Here is a 20,435-nt window from a genome sequence, read left to right on the forward strand (position 1 = left end):
ACATATAATTAATTTAAAAGAAACACATGTTAAAAAATATAGTGTTAGCGGTAGTTATGGTACTATCTGCTATTCAAATAAACGCGCAAAATTCAGTAGAATTTAAAGTGATTTCTGATGAAAAAGAACCAGTTATTGGTGCATCAGTATATATAAAAAACACCACATTAGGAGAAGAAACTAATTTAGACGGAATTGCAATTATCAATAATATCCCTGACGGGAAGCAAACTTTTGTAGTATCGTTTATGGGGTTTGAAACGGTTGAAAAAGTCATAACCTTTCCAACAACAAAGAAACAATTTGTGATAGAGCTTCACGAAGATGAAGAAACTTTAGAAGCGGTTGTAATTCAATCAACAAGAAGTAAAAGAGCAATTGCTGAAATTCCGACTAGAATAGAGGTAGTAGGAGCTGAAGAATTGGGTGAGAAAGCGATTATGAATTCAGCAAATATAGCCATGGTTTTACGTGAAAGTACAGGGATACAAATGCAGCAAACATCTGCAAACTCAGCCAATCAAAGTATACGTATTCAAGGGTTAGATGGGCGATTTACGCAATTACTAAAAGACGGATTTCCTTTATTTGGAGGATTCTCTAGTGGATTGAGTATTATGCAAATTCCACCGTTAGATTTACAACAAGTAGAAATTATTAAAGGAAGTTCATCAACCTTATATGGAGGAGGAGCTATTGCAGGTTTGGTAAACTTAGTGTCAAAAAAGCCAAAAGACAAACGAGAAGTTAGCCTAATGTTCGATCAAACTTCACGTAACGGAAGCACCATAAATGCTTTTTATAGTGAACGTTTTAATAAATTTGGAATTACTTTGTATGGTTCAGCAAACAGACAAGAAGCAACCGATGTAAACGATGATCATTTTTCTGATATTCCAAAAGTTAGAAGTTTTAGTATTAATCCGTCGTTATTTTATTACCCGAATGAAAAAGAAGAATGGCGCTTGAATTTTGGGACAACTATAGAGAATCGAATAGGTGGAGATACTGATGTAATAGCAGGAAATATGACTCCTGATCATAGTTTTTTTGAAGAAAACAAATCGGAACGTTATTCAACACAATTGTCATATTCTAATGATATTTCAGAAGATAAAAGCTTTCATTTTAAAAACAGTGTAAGCTATTTTAAAAGAAATTTAACCTTACCAGATTATGAATTTGATGGAAAGCAGTGGGCTACTTTTACTGAAGCAACATATAACTTATACAACCTTACTTCTGATTGGGTTTTTGGAGGGAACATCATAACTGAAAACTTTATAGAAAACCCAACAACAGATTTAGATAGAAGTTACAAGCAATTTACCTTTGGAGGGTTTACTCAAAATAACTGGCGACTTTCAAACAATTTAACGCTGGAAAGTGGTTTACGAACAGATTATAATGATCATTATGGAACATTTGTACTGCCTAGAGCTTCATTGTTTATTAAATATGATGAAAAGATTTCAAGTAGGATAGGAGGAGGTTTAGGTTATAAAATTCCTACAATCTTTACAGAAGATGCTGAATTACGCTCGTATCAAAATGTAATGCCAATTAACCTGACTGATTTTGAAGCGGAAACTTCTATTGGATTTAATGCAGATGTAAATTATAAAACAAGAATATTTAATGATAATGTGTCATTATCTTTTAATCAATTAGTGTTTTACACACAGTTGAAAAACTCTCTTTTATTGGAAGAGAACGGGACGAATTATGAATTTATAAATGCTAGCAGTTCACTAAATAGTTATGGAGCTGAAACCAATTTAAAGTTGAAATACAAAGATTTTATACTTTTTACGAATTATGCTTATAACAATGTTGAAATTGATAATAATCAAAAAGCATTAACACCAAAGCATAGTTTTGGAGGAGTATTAATGTATGAAGTACATGATAAGTGGCGAATAGGTTATGAAGCTTATTACAAGAGTTCTCAGTTGAGAAACAACTTAACAGAAACTCCTGATTATTGGACAATGGGCTTTATGGCAATGAGAACGTTTGGTAAGGTTAGTTTGTATGCAAATTTTGAAAATTTTACAGATACCAAACAACAAAACTATCAAGATATGATAGAAGCACCACATAACGATCCTTCTTTTACAGATATTTGGGCACCAACAGACGGATTTATTTTCAACGCTGGTATCTTAGTTAAGTTATAAGAGAAAGAGGAGTTTTAACTCCTCTTTTTTGCATCTTTTTTATACATTTAAAGTCAATTAATAAAAACATGGGACACAACCATCACCATCATTCACACGGAAGTTCTACAGAGAATATAGCCGTTGCCTTTTTCTTGAATTTAGCATTTACAATTATTGAATTTATAGGAGGTTTTTATACCAATAGTTTGGCAATTATGTCAGATGCCTTGCATGATTTAGGAGATAGTTTAAGCTTGGGGTTGTCTTGGTATTTTCAAAAAAAATCGACAAAAAGAGCAAATAAGAAATATTCATACGGGTATAAAAGGTTCTCTCTTTTAGGAGCTGTAATTAATTCAATAGTACTAGTTATTGGTTCGGTATTTATAATAAAAGAGGCGATTCCTAGAATTATTAATCCAGAAAATGCAGATGCTAAAGGAATGATGTGGTTGGCTGTTTTAGGAATTATAGTAAATGGGGCTGCTGTATTAAAATTAAAAAAAGGAACCTCAATTAACGAGCGAGTAGTTTCATTACATTTATTAGAAGACGTGTTAGGTTGGGTAGTAGTACTACTAGCAAGTATTGTAATGCAGTTTTGGGACGTTCCGGTTTTAGATCCAGTCTTATCTATTGCTATTGCTGGTTTTGTGCTGTATAATGTGTATAAAAACATTAAAGAGAGCCTTAGAGTTATATTGCAAGGAACTCCTGAAAATGTTTCTGTAGAAGAAGTTCAACAAAGAATAGTTTCTATAGAAGAGGTAGAAAGTATTCACGATTGTCATTTATGGACGATGGACGGCCAGTATAACGTGTTTACAGCTCATTTAGTAATAAAAAACAGCAAATTATCTTGGGAAAAAAATCATCAAATAAAGCAAGAAGTTAAGCGAGTTTTGCATGATGAATTTCACTTAGAACATATTACTCTTGAGCTTGAGTTTGCATCACAAGAATGCGATTATGAAAACTGCGGTTCATAAATTTAATTGTACATTTGAGTATAAAACATAAAAAAAAATGACAAGAAATCAAGTAGAGTTAAAGTTTCCAAAATTTGGATTGTTAATTCCAGTAGTTGTAGTTCTAATAATTTTCATAGCAAAATCAACTGTAACAATTAATTCAGGAGAAGCAGGAGTGTTGTATAAAACGTTTGGAGGAGGAGTTGTTACAGATGAACCACCATTAGGAGAAGGTTTTCATGTGGTTGCTCCTTGGAATAAAGTACATGTATATGAGGTAAGACAACAAGAACTTTTTGAAAAAATGAAAGTATTGTCATCTAACGGATTAGAAATTCAAATAGATGCATCAGCTTGGTATCAACCAGTTTATAAAGATTTAGGAAACTTACATCAAACACTAGGTGAAAATTATTTACAACGTGTAATTCAGCCAGCAATTCGTTCAGCAGCGCGTAGTGTAGTAGGCCGTTATACACCTGAACAATTGTATTCAAGTAAAAGGGATGCTATTCAAGATGAAATATTTATAGAGACAAAGAAGATATTAGAAAAGCAATATGTTCAGTTAAATGAAATTTTAGTTAGAGATGTAACGTTACCATCAACTATTAAAGAAGCAATTGAACGTAAGCTAAAGCAAGAGCAAGAGTCATTAGAGTATGAATTTAGATTAGTTACGGCTCAAAAAGAAGCAGAAAAGCAAATTATTGAAGCAAAAGGTAAAGCTGATGCAAATAGAATTTTAAGTGCTTCATTAACAGATAAAATTTTGCAGGATAAAGGTATCGAAGCTACCAATAGATTAGCAAATTCTAACAATAGTAAAGTGGTTATTATTGGTTCTGGAAAAAGTGGAATGCCAATTATTTTAGGAAATCAGTAAGAAAATAAAATAGTCTTATATAAAAAAGCAGCTCAATTGAGCTGCTTTTTTTATTGTGATTTGTTTATATTTTAATCTCTTCTGCGCTTTCTACCAAAACCAGCAGCAGGTTTGTTATCACTTCTTCTAGAAGAACTATTTTCACTACGTCTTCTACCAAAACTTTTTTTGTTGTCAGAAGAAGGTCTATCGCTTCTACGTTTTTTACCATTGAATCCACCACCACTGCTTCTGCGTGGTTTTCTTCCACCACCGCCACTACGGTCGTTTTTAGTAATTTCAATATTTACTGATCGCCCATTAAAATCAGGGTCGTTAGCAGCAAAAGCATCTAAAGTTTCTTTTTCGAAATTTTTATCGATTTCAAAGAAAGAAAAAGTATCTAAGATGTCTATAGCACCAATTTCAATCTTATCACCAATGTTTTGATCGTTGATTAAACCAATTAATTTGGCAGGATTTAAACGATCTTTTCTTCCTAAATTGATGAAGAAACGTGTCATATTCTCACTAGAAGAACGACCTCTTGAGTTATCTTTTGATGATAAATTATTTAAATCAGCAGCATTCTCGTAGTATGATAAGAAAGTGTTGAATTCTAATGATACAAATTTTTGAATTAACTCTTCACGAGTTAAGTCTTCTAATTTTTCATAAATACCAGGTAAAAAACCTTCAATCTGATCCGTATTTACTTCAGTATTATGAACTTTATCAATTAAATGAAATAATTGATTTTGACATATTTCTTTACCAGAAGGAATAGGAGTGTGAACAAATTGTTTTTTTATAATACGTTCAATAGGACGTAATCTACCTTGTTCTTTTTTACTAACTAAAGCAATAGAGATTCCTTTATTACCAGCTCTACCAGTTCTTCCACTACGGTGGTTATAGTTTTCAATTTGATCTGGTAATTTATGGTTAATAACGTGTGTTAAGTTATTAACATCTAATCCACGAGCAGCAACATCAGTAGCTACTAGTATTTGAATGTTCTTTTTACGAAACTTCTCCATTACAGAGTCACGTTGAGCTTGCGATAAGTCACCATGTAAAGAATCAGCATTATAACCATCTCTAATAAGATTATTGGCTACTTCTTGCGTTTCTCTACGTGTTCTACAGAAAACGATTCCGTAAATATCAGGATTTAAATCAGCTACTCTTTTTAAAGCAGGATAACGAGTTTTTTCGTTTACTAAATAATATTCATGACTTACATTATCTGAACCTTGATTCTTTTGTCCTGAAGTTATTTCAACAGGGTTAGTCATGTAGTTTTTTGCAATAGCCTCAACTTCTCTTGGAAATGTAGCAGAGAATAATAAAGTTTGTTTGCTATCTGGTGTTGCATCTAATACTTGGTCTAATTCATCTTTGAATCCCATATTAAGCATTTCATCTGCTTCATCAAGAACTAACCATTGTATGTTTCCTAACTTTAAGGCTCTTCTTTTAATTAAGTCTACAGTTCTACCAGGAGTACCTACAACTATTTGAACACCTTTTTTAAGTTTTCTAATTTGTTCATCAATATTAGCACCACCATATACAGTTGCTACTTTCAGGTTTGGTAAATATTTTGAAAAATCTTCAATGTTTTTTCCTATTTGAACTGCCAGTTCACGAGTAGGAGATAAGATAATTGCTTGTGTGCTTACGTTCGTTTGATCTATAAGCTCTATAATAGGCAAACTAAAGGCTGCAGTTTTACCTGTACCTGTTTGTGCAAATGCTTTTAAATCTTCTTTTGAAGAAATTATTTGTGGAATTGCTTTTTCTTGAATTACTGTTGGCTTTTCATAACCTAGATCGGTTAACGCCTTATTGATAGGTTCTTGCAAACCTAAATCTAAAAATGTTGACATACTGTGTTTTTAGAGAACCCACAGATGCCCCTCCGCGAATTCTATAATTAATATTAATTAAATCGTTTAGTACGATTTTTTTTGGACGGTGCAAAAGTACACTAAATAAAATGAATAGAGGTTAACTATTTCGTTTTTTGTAAATTACTGATTTCTAAGTTTATATCATTAGCAGATAAACTAGTATAACCATTTTGAATAATTCCGTATTTATCAACTAAAATCATACGAGGAAATTTACTAGTTGTAAAATTACACACAGCGCTTTCACTTGGTATGGTGTATTGATACTTTACATCTACATTTTTAGTAAACCTTTTAGAAGAATCACATAGGTTAACCAATACAAAGTTAACGTCAGGGTTTTTCTTAACTAAGTAATTGAAACGTGAAGATACCCAATCATCTGAAGCGTATTGATAGTTTTTTAATAAAACAACAGTGTTTTTATTCTTAGAAATACTAGAGAAATCTTTAAGTTCACCATCTGCTGCAATTAATTTAAAAGAAGGTAATCGTTCTCCTTTATTTAATATTTTTAAATCATTAATTAAACGTTGAACATTTTTTTTATGCTCGTTATTAGTATTTAACTTGAAAAATGTAAAAAAAGCTTCACTTTTCATTTCACTGCTAGGTTCTTCATAAAAGTTGCGAATAACAGCATTATACAGCATTTTATTTTTAACAGTTTCAAGCTTTACATTTTCATCAATAGCTTGCAGTAAATTTTGTGTGAATTTCTCTGTTTTTACTCCATTATCTTTTAAGTAAGCATCATTTTGTATTTTCTTAATAATAAACCTATAATATGGTCCATAGAACATTAAAGAGTCTTTATTTATTGGAGCACTTTTGCGATAATCAAAGTAAGAATTATTAATTTTCTCTGATGTTTCTTTCTTTAAACTTTGTATAGCATACTCTTCTAGCTTTGCATACAAAGGAAAATTTAAAGAAATATTTAAAATATCTACAAAGCCTGAAGCATCATTGCTACGAGTTTTATAGCTCTCAAGAGTAGCACTTTTTATAGATTTCATAGAATCTATTTTAGCTAAAAATTCCTTTTTTGGTAATGAAAGATATTTAGATGAGTTTTTATAGTCTTGCTCGTACTGTAAAAAAGACTCAATTAATAGATTATTTCGTTCAGCATTAACACCACTAAAAACAAGAGATTCGTCAAAATCCCAAGTATTTAATCTAATTAATAAACTATCAGAAGGTTGCATGTACACATACTGAAGTTCATTACCATGGTGAAAAATATATAGACCCTCTTTAAATTTATCGTAGCTTCCTAAAAATGTATTATTCTTACTAAGAGGAATAGTATCGTTAAAGTTGTAATTATCAGATAACACAACGAAGTCACATTTAGGATTGATGATTTTACCCCCAAAATAGGTAGGCTTATTTTTATTAGACTCGTTACATCCAATAAATAGAATTAATATGAGAGGTATAAAATACTTAATCATGATTTAAATTACCCTAAATATTAGAGTTCAAAAATAGATAACTCTTTAATATTAGGCTGTTAATTCGTTGTTAAAAAGAATTAAAACGAGCCAAAAGTAAGATGTTAAAAACTTTCATGCAAATTCTTTTATAGTCTTTAGTTTTTATACTTTTGCACGGAATTAAAAAAAATATACATGTTATCAGTTTCTAATTTATCAGTTCAGTTTGGAAAACGTGTTTTGTTTGATGAAGTAAACACTAAGTTTACACAAGGAAATTGCTACGGAATTATCGGAGCAAATGGAGCAGGGAAATCTACATTTTTAAAGATTTTATCAGGAAAACAAGAACCTACTTCTGGTCAAGTTCATTTAGAACCAGGAAAAAGAATGTCTGTATTAACACAGGATCACTATGCTTTTGATGAGTATACTGCCTTAGAAACTGTGTTAATGGGAAATAAAGAACTACATAAAATAAAGTCAGAAATAGATGCTTTGTATGCAGATTATTCTGATGAAAATGCAGAGAAAATAGGAGAATTACAAGTTCGTTTTGAAGAAATGGATGGTTGGAACGCCGATGCTTCTGCAGCAAGTTTATTATCTAACTTAGGTATTAAAGAAGAAGATCATTATACTTTATTAGCAGAATTAGACTCTAAAAAGAAAGTACGTGTGTTATTAGCACAAGCGTTATTTGGTAATCCTGATGTATTAATTATGGATGAGCCTACGAACGACTTGGACTTCGAAACCATTGCTTGGTTAGAAAACTTCTTGGCAAATTATGATAATACTGTAATTGTAGTATCTCACGACCGTCACTTTTTAGATGCTGTTTGTACACATATTTCTGATATTGATTTTGGGAAGATAAACCACTATTCAGGAAACTATACATTCTGGTATGAGTCATCTCAATTAGCAGCTAAACAAAGAGCGCAACAAAATAAAAAGGCAGAAGATAAAAAGAAAGAATTAGAAGAGTTTATTCGTCGTTTTTCTGCTAACGTTGCAAAATCTAAACAAGCGACTTCTCGTAAGAAAATGATCGAGAAATTAAATGTAGATGAAATTAAGCCATCTTCACGTCGTTACCCAGCAATTATTTTTGAAAGAGATAGAGAGGCGGGAGATCAAATTTTAAATATTGAAGGTCTTTCTAAAAAAGATGCAGAAGGCGAATTATTATTCTCTAAAGTAGATCTTAACCTAAATAGAGGAGATAAAGTAGCTGTTATTTCTAAAAACTCTAAAGCAACTACAGCTTTTTATCAAGTAATTTCAGGAAATGAAGAGCCAGATGCAGGGAAATATAGTTGGGGTGTAACTACTACACAGTCTTATTTACCGGCAGATAACTCTTCGTATTTTCAAAATGGAGATTTAAACTTAGTAGATTGGTTACGTCAATATGCACAAACTGAAGAGGAGAGAGAGGAAGTGTTTTTAAGAGGATTCTTAGGGAAAATGATTTTTTCTGGAGAAGAAGCCTTAAAGAAAAGTAATGTATTATCAGGAGGTGAGAAAGTACGTTGTATGCTATCTCGTATGATGATGACTAGAGCTAACATTTTAATGTTAGATGAACCAACAAACCACTTAGACTTAGAATCTATTCAAGCACTGAATAACTCTTTAATTAACTTTAAAGGAACTGTGTTGTTTACTACACATGACCACGAGTTTGCACAAACAGTAGCGAACAGAGTTATTGAAATTACACCTAAGGGTATTATTGATAAATACGCTACTTTTGATGAGTATTTAGATGATCCTAAAGTAAAAGAGTTAAGAGAGAAAATGTACTCTTAAAATTATAAGATATAAAAAAGGGAGCTAATTAGCTCCCTTTTTTATTGTGCTTTTATTTAGAGGAAGCACCCCAAAACGTTGTTTATATATTTTAGAAAAATGTGTTGAATGTAGGTAACCTACTTCCAAGGCTAATGTTTTTAATAATACAGAAGGATTTTGTTCTACAATACTTCGAGCCTTTTGTAATTTAATTTCTGTAATAAATTGATTAGGGGTTAACCCGGTAGCTGCTTTTATTTTTCTATTTAAAGAACTTCTTGAAGTATTGAGATGTAGAGCAATATCTTCTTGTGTCATGTTTGGATCAGAGCATTGCTTGTTAATAAACTCTTCTACTTTTTTTATCCATAAATCACTTTCATTCAATTCTTCCTTTTTAATAGTATTTTCTTTAATATAGGTTGTTCTGTTTATGCTATTGTTTAAGGCATTTTGTATTCGAATAAGTAACTCATCTTTTTCAAAAGGTTTATTTAAATAATCATCAATACCTAATCGTAGAACTTCTAATTTACTTTTAGTTTCAGTACGGGCTGTAAGCATTAAAATAGGAACATTTATTTTCTTTGCCTTAATTTTTTCTATCAAAGCTAAACCATTCATTACAGGCATCATATAATCGGTAATAACAAAGTCAATTTTTTCTTTAGAAAGAAAATCTAAAGCTTCTTCTCCATTTTCAGCTTCAAAACAAGTGTAATTGCTTAGAATCCTCTTTAAATAAGCTCGCATTTCAAAATTATCATCAACAATAAGAATTCTATAGTGACCTGATGTAGGTTGTTTAATTTTGTCTTTAGAAATTAAAGTACTTTTATGTGCATTCTTTTTTGAGGGTTTTTCATGTTGTATTTCTTTGTCAATTTTAGTTGTTTCTGGTAAAGAGATTATAAATGTGCTGCCTTTACCCAATTCACTTTTTACAGTTAAGTTTCCTTGGTGTAGCTCAATAATTTCTTTGCTAAAAGCTAAGCCTATACCGCTACCCCCAGCTTTATTAATATCATTTTTTACTTGATAAAAACGGTTATAAATGAGTTTAATATTTTTTTCAGAAATTCCTATACCAGAGTCTTTGATAGAGATAATAATTTGTTCGTTTAGCTTGTTTAAAGAAACTGTAATGTTTCCTTTTTTAGGAGTGTATTTAATAGCATTGAGAATAATGTTATTTAACGCTCTTTCTAAAAAAATAATGTCAGATAATACCCAGCACTCATCTTTTTCTTTTTTAACAGTTAAAACAATGTCTTTTTGGTTGCATAAAGGTTCAAAAGAGGTATAGAGTTTATCAATTAACTTATTTATTAAGTAGGGAGTAGGTGATATTTTAAAATTAGCTTCCTTCATTTTGGCTAAATCAAGCACATCGTCAACTATGTTTTTAATTTTATTAACCTGTTTGTTTAGGCGGTTTTTAATATCAAAACCTTCTTTTTCGTATGCGGATCCCTTTAGAAGTTCTAATTGGTCTATTTCACCTTTAATTAAGGTAAGAGGAGTTCTGATTTCATGAGAAACATTGATGAAAAACTGAGATTGAAATTCATTTAGTTCTTCCAGCTGTTTTCGTTGGTTCTCTAGAGTTTCCTCACTTTTAATATTGGCATTTTTAAAGTACTGTACTAAAAAAAAGAAAATAATGAATTGAATTAAAATAAGTACAGGAGAACCAAATGTACCTTCCGGATAAATAGGAAAAATATGTATTGGAATAACAAAAAGCAAGTAAGAAATAATAAAAACACTATAAAGTAAGTATTTGTTATTGGTAAAAAGTAAGAGAAATACAGGTACAACAATGTAAAAGTATTCAATATAACCACCTCTTTCAGCAAAATTACAGAACATAAAATTACTGTATAGAATTAACGAGAAAAATAAAATACGTGCTACCATAAATTTACGTTTGTATTGTAAAAATAAGGTAACCAACAACCCTGTTATACTACCTATATGTATTAAAACAGGAAGTGAATAAATTCCCTTTTTCAGAGTGTCTTCTGTGATTAAAATAAGTTCAATTAAAAACCAATTAGAAATAAAGATATTAAGTAAACGAACCCTCTTCATTTCTAATTTAGAAAGTTTATCTGTTACACCAATATTAGTTATGTTAGTATAAAGTTTAGCTATTTCCCCCATTAGAATAATTAAAAGGTCAAATATATTAATCTATCTATAAACAACATCTTTTTTATGATTTGTTACCAGTGTTTTAGAATGTTTGACACAATAGTGAGTGTAATTGAAGTAATATTGACTCAGAGAAAATTTATGTTTGCAATTCGGTTAATGAGTCATGTTAGGTCAATTCTTTTTTGAACCATAATCGAAACTTTTATTATCAATTTATTTTTAGAGTTTCAACAGAAAGAAAGTAGAATATGAAATTAAAATTATTATACATATTTTTATTATTAAGTTATTTAGGTATAGCAAAGTCTATAAAAGAAGAAAAAAAGGGTTCAAATTTTGAATTAACTAGCTTTACAAAAACGAATAATAAAAAAGCACTTTCAAAATATAATTATTTGAATGCTTACAGAATTAATGTCGGACTTTATTATGAAAGTGAGCTAACTCCAATTACCCCAGATACCAACAACATTTTGTATGTCAATAAAAACGTAAGTGGTGGCGATGGTTCGGGTGACTCTTGGGCGAATGCCGTACCCGAGCTTGCCGATGCTTTGCTATGGGCAAGAACCCAGCATGATGCAGACAATAATTGGTTACAAAATGATAGCTTACAGGTTTTTGTTGCCAAAGGAGTTTACAAGCCTTTATATAATGCGGCCGACGGGAACTATACCACCAACGGCAACCGCGATAACGCTTTTGTAATGGTGAATAACGTACAATTGTACGGAGGTTTTGCTGGGAGTGAAGTCAATCTTAGCGATCGTGATCTTAGTCTTGCCGGAAACGCTACAATTTTAAGTGGTGATATAGGGGGGCTTAATGATCTTAGTGATAATGTATATCACGTGGTAGTGGATGCCGGTAATGTGGGTGCAGCCCTGCTAGACGGTTTTACCATCACCGGCGGAAATGCTAATGATAATGTTAGTAGTATAGCTGTCAACGCAAATAGTATCAGAAGAGATTATGGTGGCGGGATGTATAATGCTTTTTCTTCTTCTTCAAGTTTAACCAATGTAACCATCACCGGAAACACAGCAGCAGGTTATGGTGGCGGGATGTATAATGCTTCTTCTTCACCAAATTTAACCAATATAACCATCACCGGAAATACAGCAAATTATGGCGGCGGGATATATAATAGTCAATATTCCTCTCTGAGCTTAACCAATGTGGCGATTGTTGGAAATACAGCAAATTATGGCGGCGGAATATATAATTATTTTTATTCCTCTTCCAGCTTAACCAATGTAACCATCGTAGGAAACACAGCGAATTCTGGCGATGGGATACATAATGAATATGAGTCTTCGCTAACGATAAATAACAGTATTGTTTGGGGAACGATATTTAACATAGGTCTTCTTTACACACCAAATTATTCTTTAATACAAGACAACACTAATACCGCTAACGGCAATATCGATGCTACAGGGCTTACAGCCGAAGACATTTTTACAGACCCTGCTAACGGAGATTATACTTTAAAACTGAGTAGTCCTGCGATTAACGCCGGTAGCAATACATTATATACCGATGTCGGGGGAGACCTAAATAACGATACAGATTTAACCGGCAACCCGCGTTTGTTTGGTAACACCATAGATATTGGTGCTTACGAGTATGATGGAGTATTGGCAGATTTTACAATTTCAGGAGGATATTGTATTGGTAATGTAGTTACTTTTACAGACAATTCTTCGTCTCCTAATGGAGCTATTGTAAGTTGGGAATGGGATTTTGGAGATGGCACAACTTCTACCGAACAAAGCCCAACTCATAGTTACGCTGACTTAGGTAACTTTACAATATCATTAAAAGTAACTGATGTCATTGGAGAAACAAATTCTATAACTAAATCCTTTAATGTACAATCACCAAAAGCTAGGTTTGTTGCTAACCCTACAAGAGGGCAAGCAACACCACATACTGTATTCTTTACAGATCAATCAACGTTGCCGGATTTATGGTTTTGGGAATTTGGTAATGGAAATACTTCAACAGCGCAAAACCCAATACATACATATACTGCTGCAGGAGATTATACGGTAAACCTTACAGTAAGAGATACCATAAATGGGTGTGTTGACAAAGCAACAAGTTTAATAAAAATAGTAATTCCAAAAGCTCAATTTAGTGTAGATGATACTTTGGGTTGTGGTCCCTTTACGGTAAACTTTACAGATGAATCTACAATAGAAGGAAATGATACGGTGGGAGAATGGTTATGGAATTTTGGGGATGGTAATACTTCTACCGAACAAAACCCTACTCATACCTACGAATCAGCAGGAGTATATAATGTAAGTTTAACTATAAAAACGGCTATAACAGGATTTACAAGAACAGATACTAAAGCAAATTTTATACAAGTTATAGGTCTCACTCCTGATTTTTCTTCAGACGTAACAACTGGCTGTACACCTTTAACAGTTAGTTTTACTGATAATACTGTTTTTTATGGTCCATCATCCGACTGGTTTTGGGATTTTGGAGATGGTACTACGAGTAATGAAACAAATCCTAAACATACATATACAACAGTAGGTGTTTTTGATGTGAGTTTAACAGTTTCTGATATTGACGGATGTAGTAAAACAATTATAAAAAAAGCATATATAAACACTACAGAAACTATAGCACCTATGGTCTTAATCCAGAATGTAACAGTACCGTTAGATGCTTCAGGAGTTGCAACGATAACTGCTGCTGATATAGATAATGGCTCTTATGACAATTGCGAGGTAGCCTCCATGAGTTTAGATAAAACTTCTTTTAATTGCTCAGAAGTTGGTGATAATACGGTAACATTAACAGTAACAGACACAAGTGGTAATAATAACACAGCTACGGCTATAGTAACCGTAGAAGATGTAACTCCACCCGAGGCGATTTGTCAAGATATCACAGTGCCGTTAGACGCTTCAGGATTTGTAACTATTACAGCTGCTGATATTAATAATGGTAGTAACGATACTTGTGGAATAGCTTTAATGAGTTTAGACAAAACAACGTTCGATTGTACCAATGTAGGCGTAAATAATGTAATCTTAACTGTTGAAGATACCAATGGAAATACCAATACATGTGCGGCTAATGTAATCGTAGAAGATGTAACTCCACCCGAGGCAATTTGTCAAGATATTACGGTACAATTAGACGCTTCAGGAATTGCAACAATAACGGCTGCTGATATTGATAATGGTAGTACAGACACTTGCGGGATAGCTTCAATGAGTTTAGATAAAACAACTTTTGATTGTAGTAGTGTAGGAATAAATATAGTAACCTTAACTGTTGAAGATACCAATGGAAATACTAATAGTTGCGCAGCAACAGTAACCATAGAAGATGTAACTCCACCCGAGGCAATTTGTCAAGATATTACAGTGCCGTTAGACGCTTCAGGATTTGTAACTATTACAGCTACTGATATTAATAATGGTAGTTCAGATGCTTGTGGAATAGCTTCAATAAGTATAGACAAAACAACTTTTGATTCTACTAATGTGGGAATTAATACGGTAGCCTTAACTGTTGAAGATACCAACGAAAATACAAATACTTGCACAGCAACTGTAACTGTAGAAGATGTTACCCCACCAATAACTATAACAAAAGATATTGTAGTTAGCTTAGATAGTAATGGAAACGCTATTATTAATCCAGAAGATATAGATGATGGATCTTATGATGCATCAGGAATAGCAAGTATGAGTTTAAGTCAAACAAACTTTAACTGTCCGAATTTAACAGACTATACGGTTACTTTAACAGTTATTGACTCCAATGGTTTGTCGAGTTCTGAAGAAGCTGTTGTAACTTTTATATCAGATGATTTAGATAATGACTCGATAGCAGATGTATGTGATAATGATATAGATGGTGATGGAGTATTAAATATAAATGATAATTGTCCAAGAATGTCAAATCCTGATCAAAAGGATTTGGATAATAATGGAATAGGTGATGTATGTGACTCATCAGAATTGTCAGTATATAATGGGTTTTCTCCTAATGGTGATGGAGTAAATGATGTATTTGTGGTAGAAGGTTTACATAACTACCCAAACAATAAATTAGAAATCTATAATAGATGGGGAAACAGAGTTTACCATTCTTATAATTATCAAAACGATTGGAATGGTATAAGTAAAAACCAAGGAAAAAGATTACCTGCAGGGGTCTATTTTTATATGCTTACAATAGAAGAAAATTCAAGAAACTTAAAAGGTTGGGTTTATATTATCTATTAATTATCATAAAGTAGTTAGAAAATAACTAGTGAAACAAAAAGCACCTTATTTAAATAAGGTGTTTTTTAGTTATATAACCTATTTGATGTAATGGTGAGTATGGTTGACACAATATTGATTATGATATTGTTAATATTTGTAAAATGAGGTTTTATCAATTTCTTTTTGGTAACTCCTAGTATAAAATTTAATCAATTAACACATAACTTAAAAACAGAAAAAAAATGAGATTTAAAAATGTATTAACAGGAGCAAACATTAGAGTAGGGTTCTATAAAACTACAGATGGAAAACCATATTTAGGTACAATCCCAGGAATGGAGATTGATATTAATGAAGGAAGTATAGGAGAGCTTAGAGATGATTCTTATCCAACAGTTAAAGTTAGAGTCTGGAAAAAAGAAGGAATAGGGCTTCCTGTAATTATAGAACCAGGTACTATTTACAATATGACAGATGATTTTTATGTGAATTGGAGCAGTGATAAAGGGCACTTTTTACAAAAGGCTGAATTAAAACCAACAGGAGAAAAAATAGAAGGAGAGAATGTGAGAGTATATTACTTTTTTGATTTAAGAAATTTTAATGAAACTGTAAAAAGGACTATTAAAACAACATTTCAAACAGCTTTTTCACAATCGTCTTCTTTTTCAAAATCACATAGCGAAAGCTCTGAATTTAGCATCAATGGAAAAATTGGAGGCTGGATTGGAGGAAAAGATGATCCAGCAGGAGTTAGTACAGAAGTTTCTGCAGGATTTAAGTCAAAAATAGAGGACTCATTTACTCAGAAGTATGAAAACTCAATAACTAGAATTTGGAGCCAGTCTATAGAAGATGAATACACTCTAAAGCCAGGAAAGATTTATGCACTAACCAGTGTCTGGAATATTAAGTATGCAACAGGAGTAATAGAATATTTTAATGAAAAAACAAGCTATAAAATTCTTGATTCTTCTGAAAGTAAATTAACAGAGCCAGTAGCATACGATAATGTATCTCAAATGGATGATAAAACAAGAAAAATGTATGAAGAGCAATTAAAACTTAATACCGTTTTATAATAATGCAGTATGTATTTAAATAATAGAGTAATAAAAAAGGGAGCTAATTAGCTCCCTTTTTTATAGAATGTTTTATTCTTCTTCGTCATTCTCAACGATTTCAAAAAAGCTAAAAACATTACCTCCGTAACGTTTTTCATAGCTATAAAAAGGGTGTTGAGATAAGTCTGTATGTTTAGAGTGTTCAATAATTAAAAGACCATCTTCATTCAATAAACCGCGATCAAAAATAATATCAGCAATTTTTAAAAACTGACTTTCTTCAAAGTCATAAGGAGGATCAGCAAAAATAACATCTGTTTTAAGAGGTGTTTTTTCTAAAAACTTATATACGTCACTTTTATAGCTATTGATTTCCATGCCTAAATCTTTAGCTGTTTGATTAATGAATTTTATGCAAGCATAATGAGCATCAACAGCATAAATACTTTGTGTTCCTCTTGAGGCAAATTCGTAACTAATATTTCCAGTTCCAGAAAATAAATCTAATACTGAAATGTTTTCAAAGTAATAGAAGTTATTTAAAATATTAAATAAAGACTCCTTTGCCATATCAGTTGTAGGACGTACAGGTAAATTTTTAGGAGCTGTAATTCTTTTACTTTTATATTTTCCAGAAATAATTCGCATTAGGCTATAAGTATAAAATTAGAATGGTTCGAAAAGTCTTCACTATCTGCAAAAAAGCTATTCACAGGATTCATAAAATGAATATTTCGAACGTATGTGTAAGTAATAGAGTATGTATCTGATTCTTTTTCAATATCACCAATAAAAGTTAACTGAAAGGTGTTAGGATCCATTTGTAACTGTTCAGCAGTAAAAAGAATGTAATAGATGAAATCTTCTTTTGTATTGTAAGAAAATGAGTTGTAAAACAATAGTTTACCTTCTTTGCAAACGACAATATCTAAATGAGAAGAAGAAACATGCACAAAAAATTGTTCTTCAGAGTCGTTTTCAGAATAAGTAAGTAGTTTATCAATTAAAACTGTTGAATGGTGTTTATACTCAAACTCACCAAAGTTTTGAAAAAGATAATTGTTAATATTTACATAAGGTATATAAACCGTATTAGCAGCTATAACATTATGTAAATCATAAGTAATAAAGTCTGTTTTTAACGTTTTTACATCATACTTTAAATAAGGGACTAAGTTATTTCTATCAAAAAGCTTGTTGGGAACCAATGTGGCCAAATTATTTTGATGAATAGCAAAAACAGATATAAAATCTTGTTGTAAGTCTTTGTCTGTGTCAAAAACACGGATTATTTCCTCTAATAAGAGTTCAGGAGAAGGAGTAGCGCTAGAGAAGGTGTACTCAGTAAAAAGAAGAGGTTCTTTAGTTTCTGAGTTTGAAATACAAAAAGAAAATCCATCCAAACTAAATTGGATGGATAGACTTTTATGCTGCGCAAAAGCGCTATTTTTTTTACTCTTTTTTTGCAATTGCATCACCTTTATCGTAATAAGGAGGCCAGTTACCACCTACAGTTACTTCAGTTAAAGAACCAACAGAAACAAATTCACCTTTAATTTGGTCTGTTTCAATAGCTTCTAATTCTTGTTTTATTAAAGAAGGATTCATTCCTGTTAAAATAGGCTTCTTAGAAACTTTAGCTTCAAAAACAGGAACTTCTAAACCAGCAACTTTTTCAACTCTACCAGTAGCTAATTCAAATTGCTCTTTAGTACCAGGTACCTCAAACATGGTAGAATACTCTTTACCTTCGAAATATTTTAAAACAGGCTCATACCCAACTGTATCAATAACTTTAACAGATATGTCTTTAGTAATACCTCCACCTAATTCAATTGTTTTTTCAACGTTTTTAGTTTCAGTAATAGCTAATTGACCATTTTTAATAAAGGTAAGTAAAGTGTCTTTATTATCAGTATATGTTCCGTAAACTTCTTTATATTTTACTTCAGCGTCTCGAATCAACTTTAAATTCTTAATAACCTTAGCATAACGTACTCTCTTGTCTTTGTTAAAATTGATAGGCTCCATAACACCATTATAAATTTTATATACTAAAAAGACAGTTGCTCCTAATAATAATAAAGAGACTAACCATCTCATTTTTAGAGGAACAAACTTAACAACAAGTAATGCTAAAAGAACTGCAACTACAACAGCTGCTAAAATCATTAATAATAAACTCATTTTTTTAATTTTTAATGTATGATATTCGCAAATCTACAATTTTTTTTCAATGATGAAAATAATTAATTTATAAATAGACTTATCTTTGAATATTATTTGAAATATGATACAAACTGCTTCGAAATTTTATAAAGAAATACTACAAAAGTTCCCATATACACCTACAGAAAAGCAAAATGAGTTATTAGATGTCTTAACAGACTTTATTTTTTCGGATGATAATCGTGCTTTATTTTTGTTAAAAGGGTATGCAGGAACGGGTAAAACTACCATTATAAGTACCGTGGTTCACAATTTATGGAAGATAGGACAAAAAGCAGTTTTACTAGCACCTACAGGGCGTGCAGCAAAAGTAATTTCAGGATATTCTAACCGACAAGCATTTACCATTCATAAAAAAATATACTTTCCTAAAAAACAAAGTAGCGGAGCTGTGAATTTTGTAATGCAACCCAATAAGCATACCGATACCCTTTTCATTGTAGATGAGGCTTCTATGATTTCTGATGAAAAACAGAATGCTAAACTATTTGAAAATGGTTCTTTATTGGATGATTTAATCTCGTATGTATACTCAGGAAAAAATTGTAAAATTATTTTTATTGGAGATACTGCGCAGTTACCACCTGTAAAATTGACGATGAGTCCAGCTTTGGAAGCCGATAAGTTATCTTTTGAGTTTAACAAAGAAGTTACAGAAATTGAATTAGATGAAGTGGTTCGACAAGAAGAAGGTTCTGGAATTTTGGCTAATGCAACAGACTTACGCTTATTAATTCAGAACGATTCAACACATTTTCAATTTGATGTAAATTATCCTGATATTATTCGATTACAAGACGGATATGATATTCAAGATGCTATAACAACAGCCTACGATGGTGAAATAGGTGTGGAAGACACCGCAATAATTGTGCGTTCAAATAAACGAGCAAATCAGTACAATCAACAGATAAGAACTAAAATTCGCGGACAAGAAAACGAGATTTCTACGGGAGATTATGTGATGGTGGTAAAAAATAACTACTACTGGTTAAAAGACTCTTCTTCAGCAGGATTTATTGCTAATGGTGATATTTGTGAAGTAATGCGTATTAATGCAATTAAAGAATTATATGGGTTTAAGTTTGCCGAAGTAGAAGTTCGTATGATTGATTATCCAGATATGAAACCTTTTGAAACCGTTTTACTCTTAGATACTCTTACAAGTGAAAGTCCATCATTAACGTATGAAGAATCGAACCGTTTGTATGAAGCTGTAAAGGAGGATTTTGCGCATGAAAAATCCAAATACAAGCAATTTATGGGAGTGAAGAAAAATAAGTATTTCAATGCGCTTCAAGTGAAATTTTCATACGCGATGACTTGTCATAAATCACAAGGGGGACAATGGAAAACAGTTTTTATAGAGCAGCCATACTTACCAGATGGAGCTTCAGTAGAATATTTACGATGGTTATACACAGCTGTTACTCGTGCCCAAGAAAAATTATACTTAATAGGTTTTAAAGATGAGTATTTTTTAGATTAGGAATATACCTGTGTTCTTTTTCTCTGGAGAAATAAGTGTTGTTCTCCAGAATGGAAATGTTAGCATTTTGTTAATGTACTTCATACTTTAGTT

Annotated in this window: 13 protein-coding genes; 7 read left to right on the forward strand and 6 right to left on the reverse strand. The window is 31.7% G+C overall.

Annotation, left to right across the window (positions count from 1 at the left end):
- The first annotated feature begins 26 nt into the window (after positions 1–26).
- From VBY68_RS02095 to VBY68_RS02105, 3 genes are all read left to right on the forward strand, one after another.
- Positions 27–2,180 carry a TonB-dependent receptor gene (locus tag VBY68_RS02095; protein WP_415268725.1) on the forward strand — a complete coding sequence of 718 codons (2,154 nt, stop codon included), beginning with the start codon at positions 27–29 and terminating at the stop codon, positions 2,178–2,180.
- A 68-nt stretch (positions 2,181–2,248) separates the two neighbouring features.
- Positions 2,249–3,151: a cation diffusion facilitator family transporter gene (locus VBY68_RS02100; RefSeq protein WP_415268726.1), complete on the forward strand. Its 903-nt coding sequence runs from the start codon at positions 2,249–2,251 to the stop codon at positions 3,149–3,151.
- Between the two features lie 37 nt (positions 3,152–3,188).
- The gene (locus tag VBY68_RS02105; protein WP_099214560.1) at positions 3,189–4,019 is read left to right on the forward strand and encodes a prohibitin family protein; all 831 of its coding nucleotides are present in this window, start codon (positions 3,189–3,191) and stop codon (positions 4,017–4,019) included.
- Positions 4,020–4,090: 71 nt separating this feature from the next.
- Here VBY68_RS02105 and VBY68_RS02110 read toward each other — a convergent pair whose 3' ends face one another.
- Together VBY68_RS02110 and VBY68_RS02115 are read right to left on the reverse strand one after the other, a co-directional pair.
- On the reverse strand, positions 4,091–5,890 hold the full coding sequence (locus VBY68_RS02110) for a DEAD/DEAH box helicase (protein WP_415268727.1): 1,800 nt from the start codon (positions 5,888–5,890) through the stop codon (positions 4,091–4,093).
- 125 nt (positions 5,891–6,015) lie between these two features.
- Complete coding sequence (locus VBY68_RS02115; protein WP_415268728.1) at positions 6,016–7,374, reverse strand: hypothetical protein; 1,359 nt, start codon at positions 7,372–7,374, stop codon at positions 6,016–6,018.
- 177 nt (positions 7,375–7,551) lie between these two features.
- Between VBY68_RS02115 and VBY68_RS02120 the strand changes: the two genes are divergently transcribed.
- The gene (locus VBY68_RS02120; protein ID WP_099214557.1) at positions 7,552–9,174 is read left to right on the forward strand and encodes an ABC-F family ATP-binding cassette domain-containing protein; all 1,623 of its coding nucleotides are present in this window, start codon (positions 7,552–7,554) and stop codon (positions 9,172–9,174) included.
- 24 nt (positions 9,175–9,198) lie between these two features.
- On the opposite strand, the gene VBY68_RS02125 is transcribed toward VBY68_RS02120, so the two are convergent.
- Positions 9,199–11,322 (reverse strand): response regulator, encoded by a 2,124-nt coding sequence (locus VBY68_RS02125; RefSeq protein ID WP_415268729.1) that lies wholly within the window; start codon positions 11,320–11,322, stop codon positions 9,199–9,201.
- Between the two features lie 242 nt (positions 11,323–11,564).
- Here VBY68_RS02125 and VBY68_RS02130 point away from each other — a divergent pair, with 242 nt between their 5' ends.
- Together VBY68_RS02130 and VBY68_RS02135 are read left to right on the forward strand one after the other, a co-directional pair.
- Positions 11,565–15,578 carry a PKD domain-containing protein gene (locus VBY68_RS02130; protein WP_415268730.1) on the forward strand — a complete coding sequence of 1,338 codons (4,014 nt, stop codon included), beginning with the start codon at positions 11,565–11,567 and terminating at the stop codon, positions 15,576–15,578.
- A gap of 224 nt (positions 15,579–15,802) precedes the next feature.
- Positions 15,803–16,642 carry a hypothetical protein gene (locus VBY68_RS02135; RefSeq protein ID WP_415268731.1) on the forward strand — a complete coding sequence of 280 codons (840 nt, stop codon included), beginning with the start codon at positions 15,803–15,805 and terminating at the stop codon, positions 16,640–16,642.
- A 72-nt stretch (positions 16,643–16,714) separates the two neighbouring features.
- Here the strand turns inward: VBY68_RS02135 and VBY68_RS02140 are convergent, their stop codons facing one another.
- The 3 genes from VBY68_RS02140 to VBY68_RS02150 are packed head-to-tail and all read right to left on the reverse strand — an operon-like array spanning position 16,715 to position 18,811.
- Positions 16,715–17,272, reverse strand: a complete 558-nt coding sequence (locus VBY68_RS02140) for an RsmD family RNA methyltransferase (protein ID WP_099214552.1) — start codon at positions 17,270–17,272, stop codon at positions 16,715–16,717.
- Positions 17,272–18,099: a DUF3822 family protein gene (locus tag VBY68_RS02145; protein ID WP_099214551.1), complete on the reverse strand. Its 828-nt coding sequence runs from the start codon at positions 18,097–18,099 to the stop codon at positions 17,272–17,274. The genes VBY68_RS02140 and VBY68_RS02145 overlap by 1 nt, the downstream gene beginning before the upstream one ends.
- Positions 18,077–18,811: a hypothetical protein gene (locus tag VBY68_RS02150; protein ID WP_099214550.1), complete on the reverse strand. Its 735-nt coding sequence runs from the start codon at positions 18,809–18,811 to the stop codon at positions 18,077–18,079. The genes VBY68_RS02145 and VBY68_RS02150 overlap by 23 nt, the downstream gene beginning before the upstream one ends.
- Before the next feature lie 103 nt (positions 18,812–18,914).
- Here VBY68_RS02150 and VBY68_RS02155 point away from each other — a divergent pair, with 103 nt between their 5' ends.
- A complete protein-coding gene (locus tag VBY68_RS02155; RefSeq protein ID WP_121146711.1) occupies positions 18,915–20,342 on the forward strand; it encodes an ATP-dependent DNA helicase in 1,428 nt (475 codons plus the stop codon).
- Positions 20,343–20,435: the final 93 nt, after the last annotated feature.

It is taken from the genome of Tenacibaculum ascidiaceicola (assembly GCF_047470925.1).
GTDB classification, from domain to species: Bacteria; Bacteroidota; Bacteroidia; order Flavobacteriales; family Flavobacteriaceae; genus Polaribacter; species Polaribacter discolor.

Bases quoted from the DNA above. Each gene is read 5' to 3' on its own strand.
- VBY68_RS02110 (WP_415268727.1), bottom strand. From the start codon at position 5,890: ATGTCAACATTTTTAGATTTAGGTTTGCAAGAACCTATCAATAAGGCG.
- VBY68_RS02135 (WP_415268731.1), top strand. From the start codon at position 15,803: ATGAGATTTAAAAATGTATTAACAGGAGCAAACATTAGAGTAGGGTTC.
- VBY68_RS02100 (WP_415268726.1), top strand. From the start codon at position 2,249: ATGGGACACAACCATCACCATCATTCACACGGAAGTTCTACAGAGAAT.
- VBY68_RS02095 (WP_415268725.1), top strand. From the start codon at position 27: ATGTTAAAAAATATAGTGTTAGCGGTAGTTATGGTACTATCTGCTATT.
- VBY68_RS02105 (WP_099214560.1), top strand. From the start codon at position 3,189: ATGACAAGAAATCAAGTAGAGTTAAAGTTTCCAAAATTTGGATTGTTA.
- VBY68_RS02140 (WP_099214552.1), bottom strand. From the start codon at position 17,272: ATGCGAATTATTTCTGGAAAATATAAAAGTAAAAGAATTACAGCTCCT.
- VBY68_RS02115 (WP_415268728.1), bottom strand. From the start codon at position 7,374: ATGATTAAGTATTTTATACCTCTCATATTAATTCTATTTATTGGATGT.
- VBY68_RS02125 (WP_415268729.1), bottom strand. From the start codon at position 11,322: ATGGGGGAAATAGCTAAACTTTATACTAACATAACTAATATTGGTGTA.
- VBY68_RS02145 (WP_099214551.1), bottom strand. From the start codon at position 18,099: ATGCAATTGCAAAAAAAGAGTAAAAAAAATAGCGCTTTTGCGCAGCAT.
- VBY68_RS02130 (WP_415268730.1), top strand. From the start codon at position 11,565: ATGAAATTAAAATTATTATACATATTTTTATTATTAAGTTATTTAGGT.
- VBY68_RS02150 (WP_099214550.1), bottom strand. From the start codon at position 18,811: ATGAGTTTATTATTAATGATTTTAGCAGCTGTTGTAGTTGCAGTTCTT.
- VBY68_RS02120 (WP_099214557.1), top strand. From the start codon at position 7,552: ATGTTATCAGTTTCTAATTTATCAGTTCAGTTTGGAAAACGTGTTTTG.
- VBY68_RS02155 (WP_121146711.1), top strand. From the start codon at position 18,915: ATGATACAAACTGCTTCGAAATTTTATAAAGAAATACTACAAAAGTTC.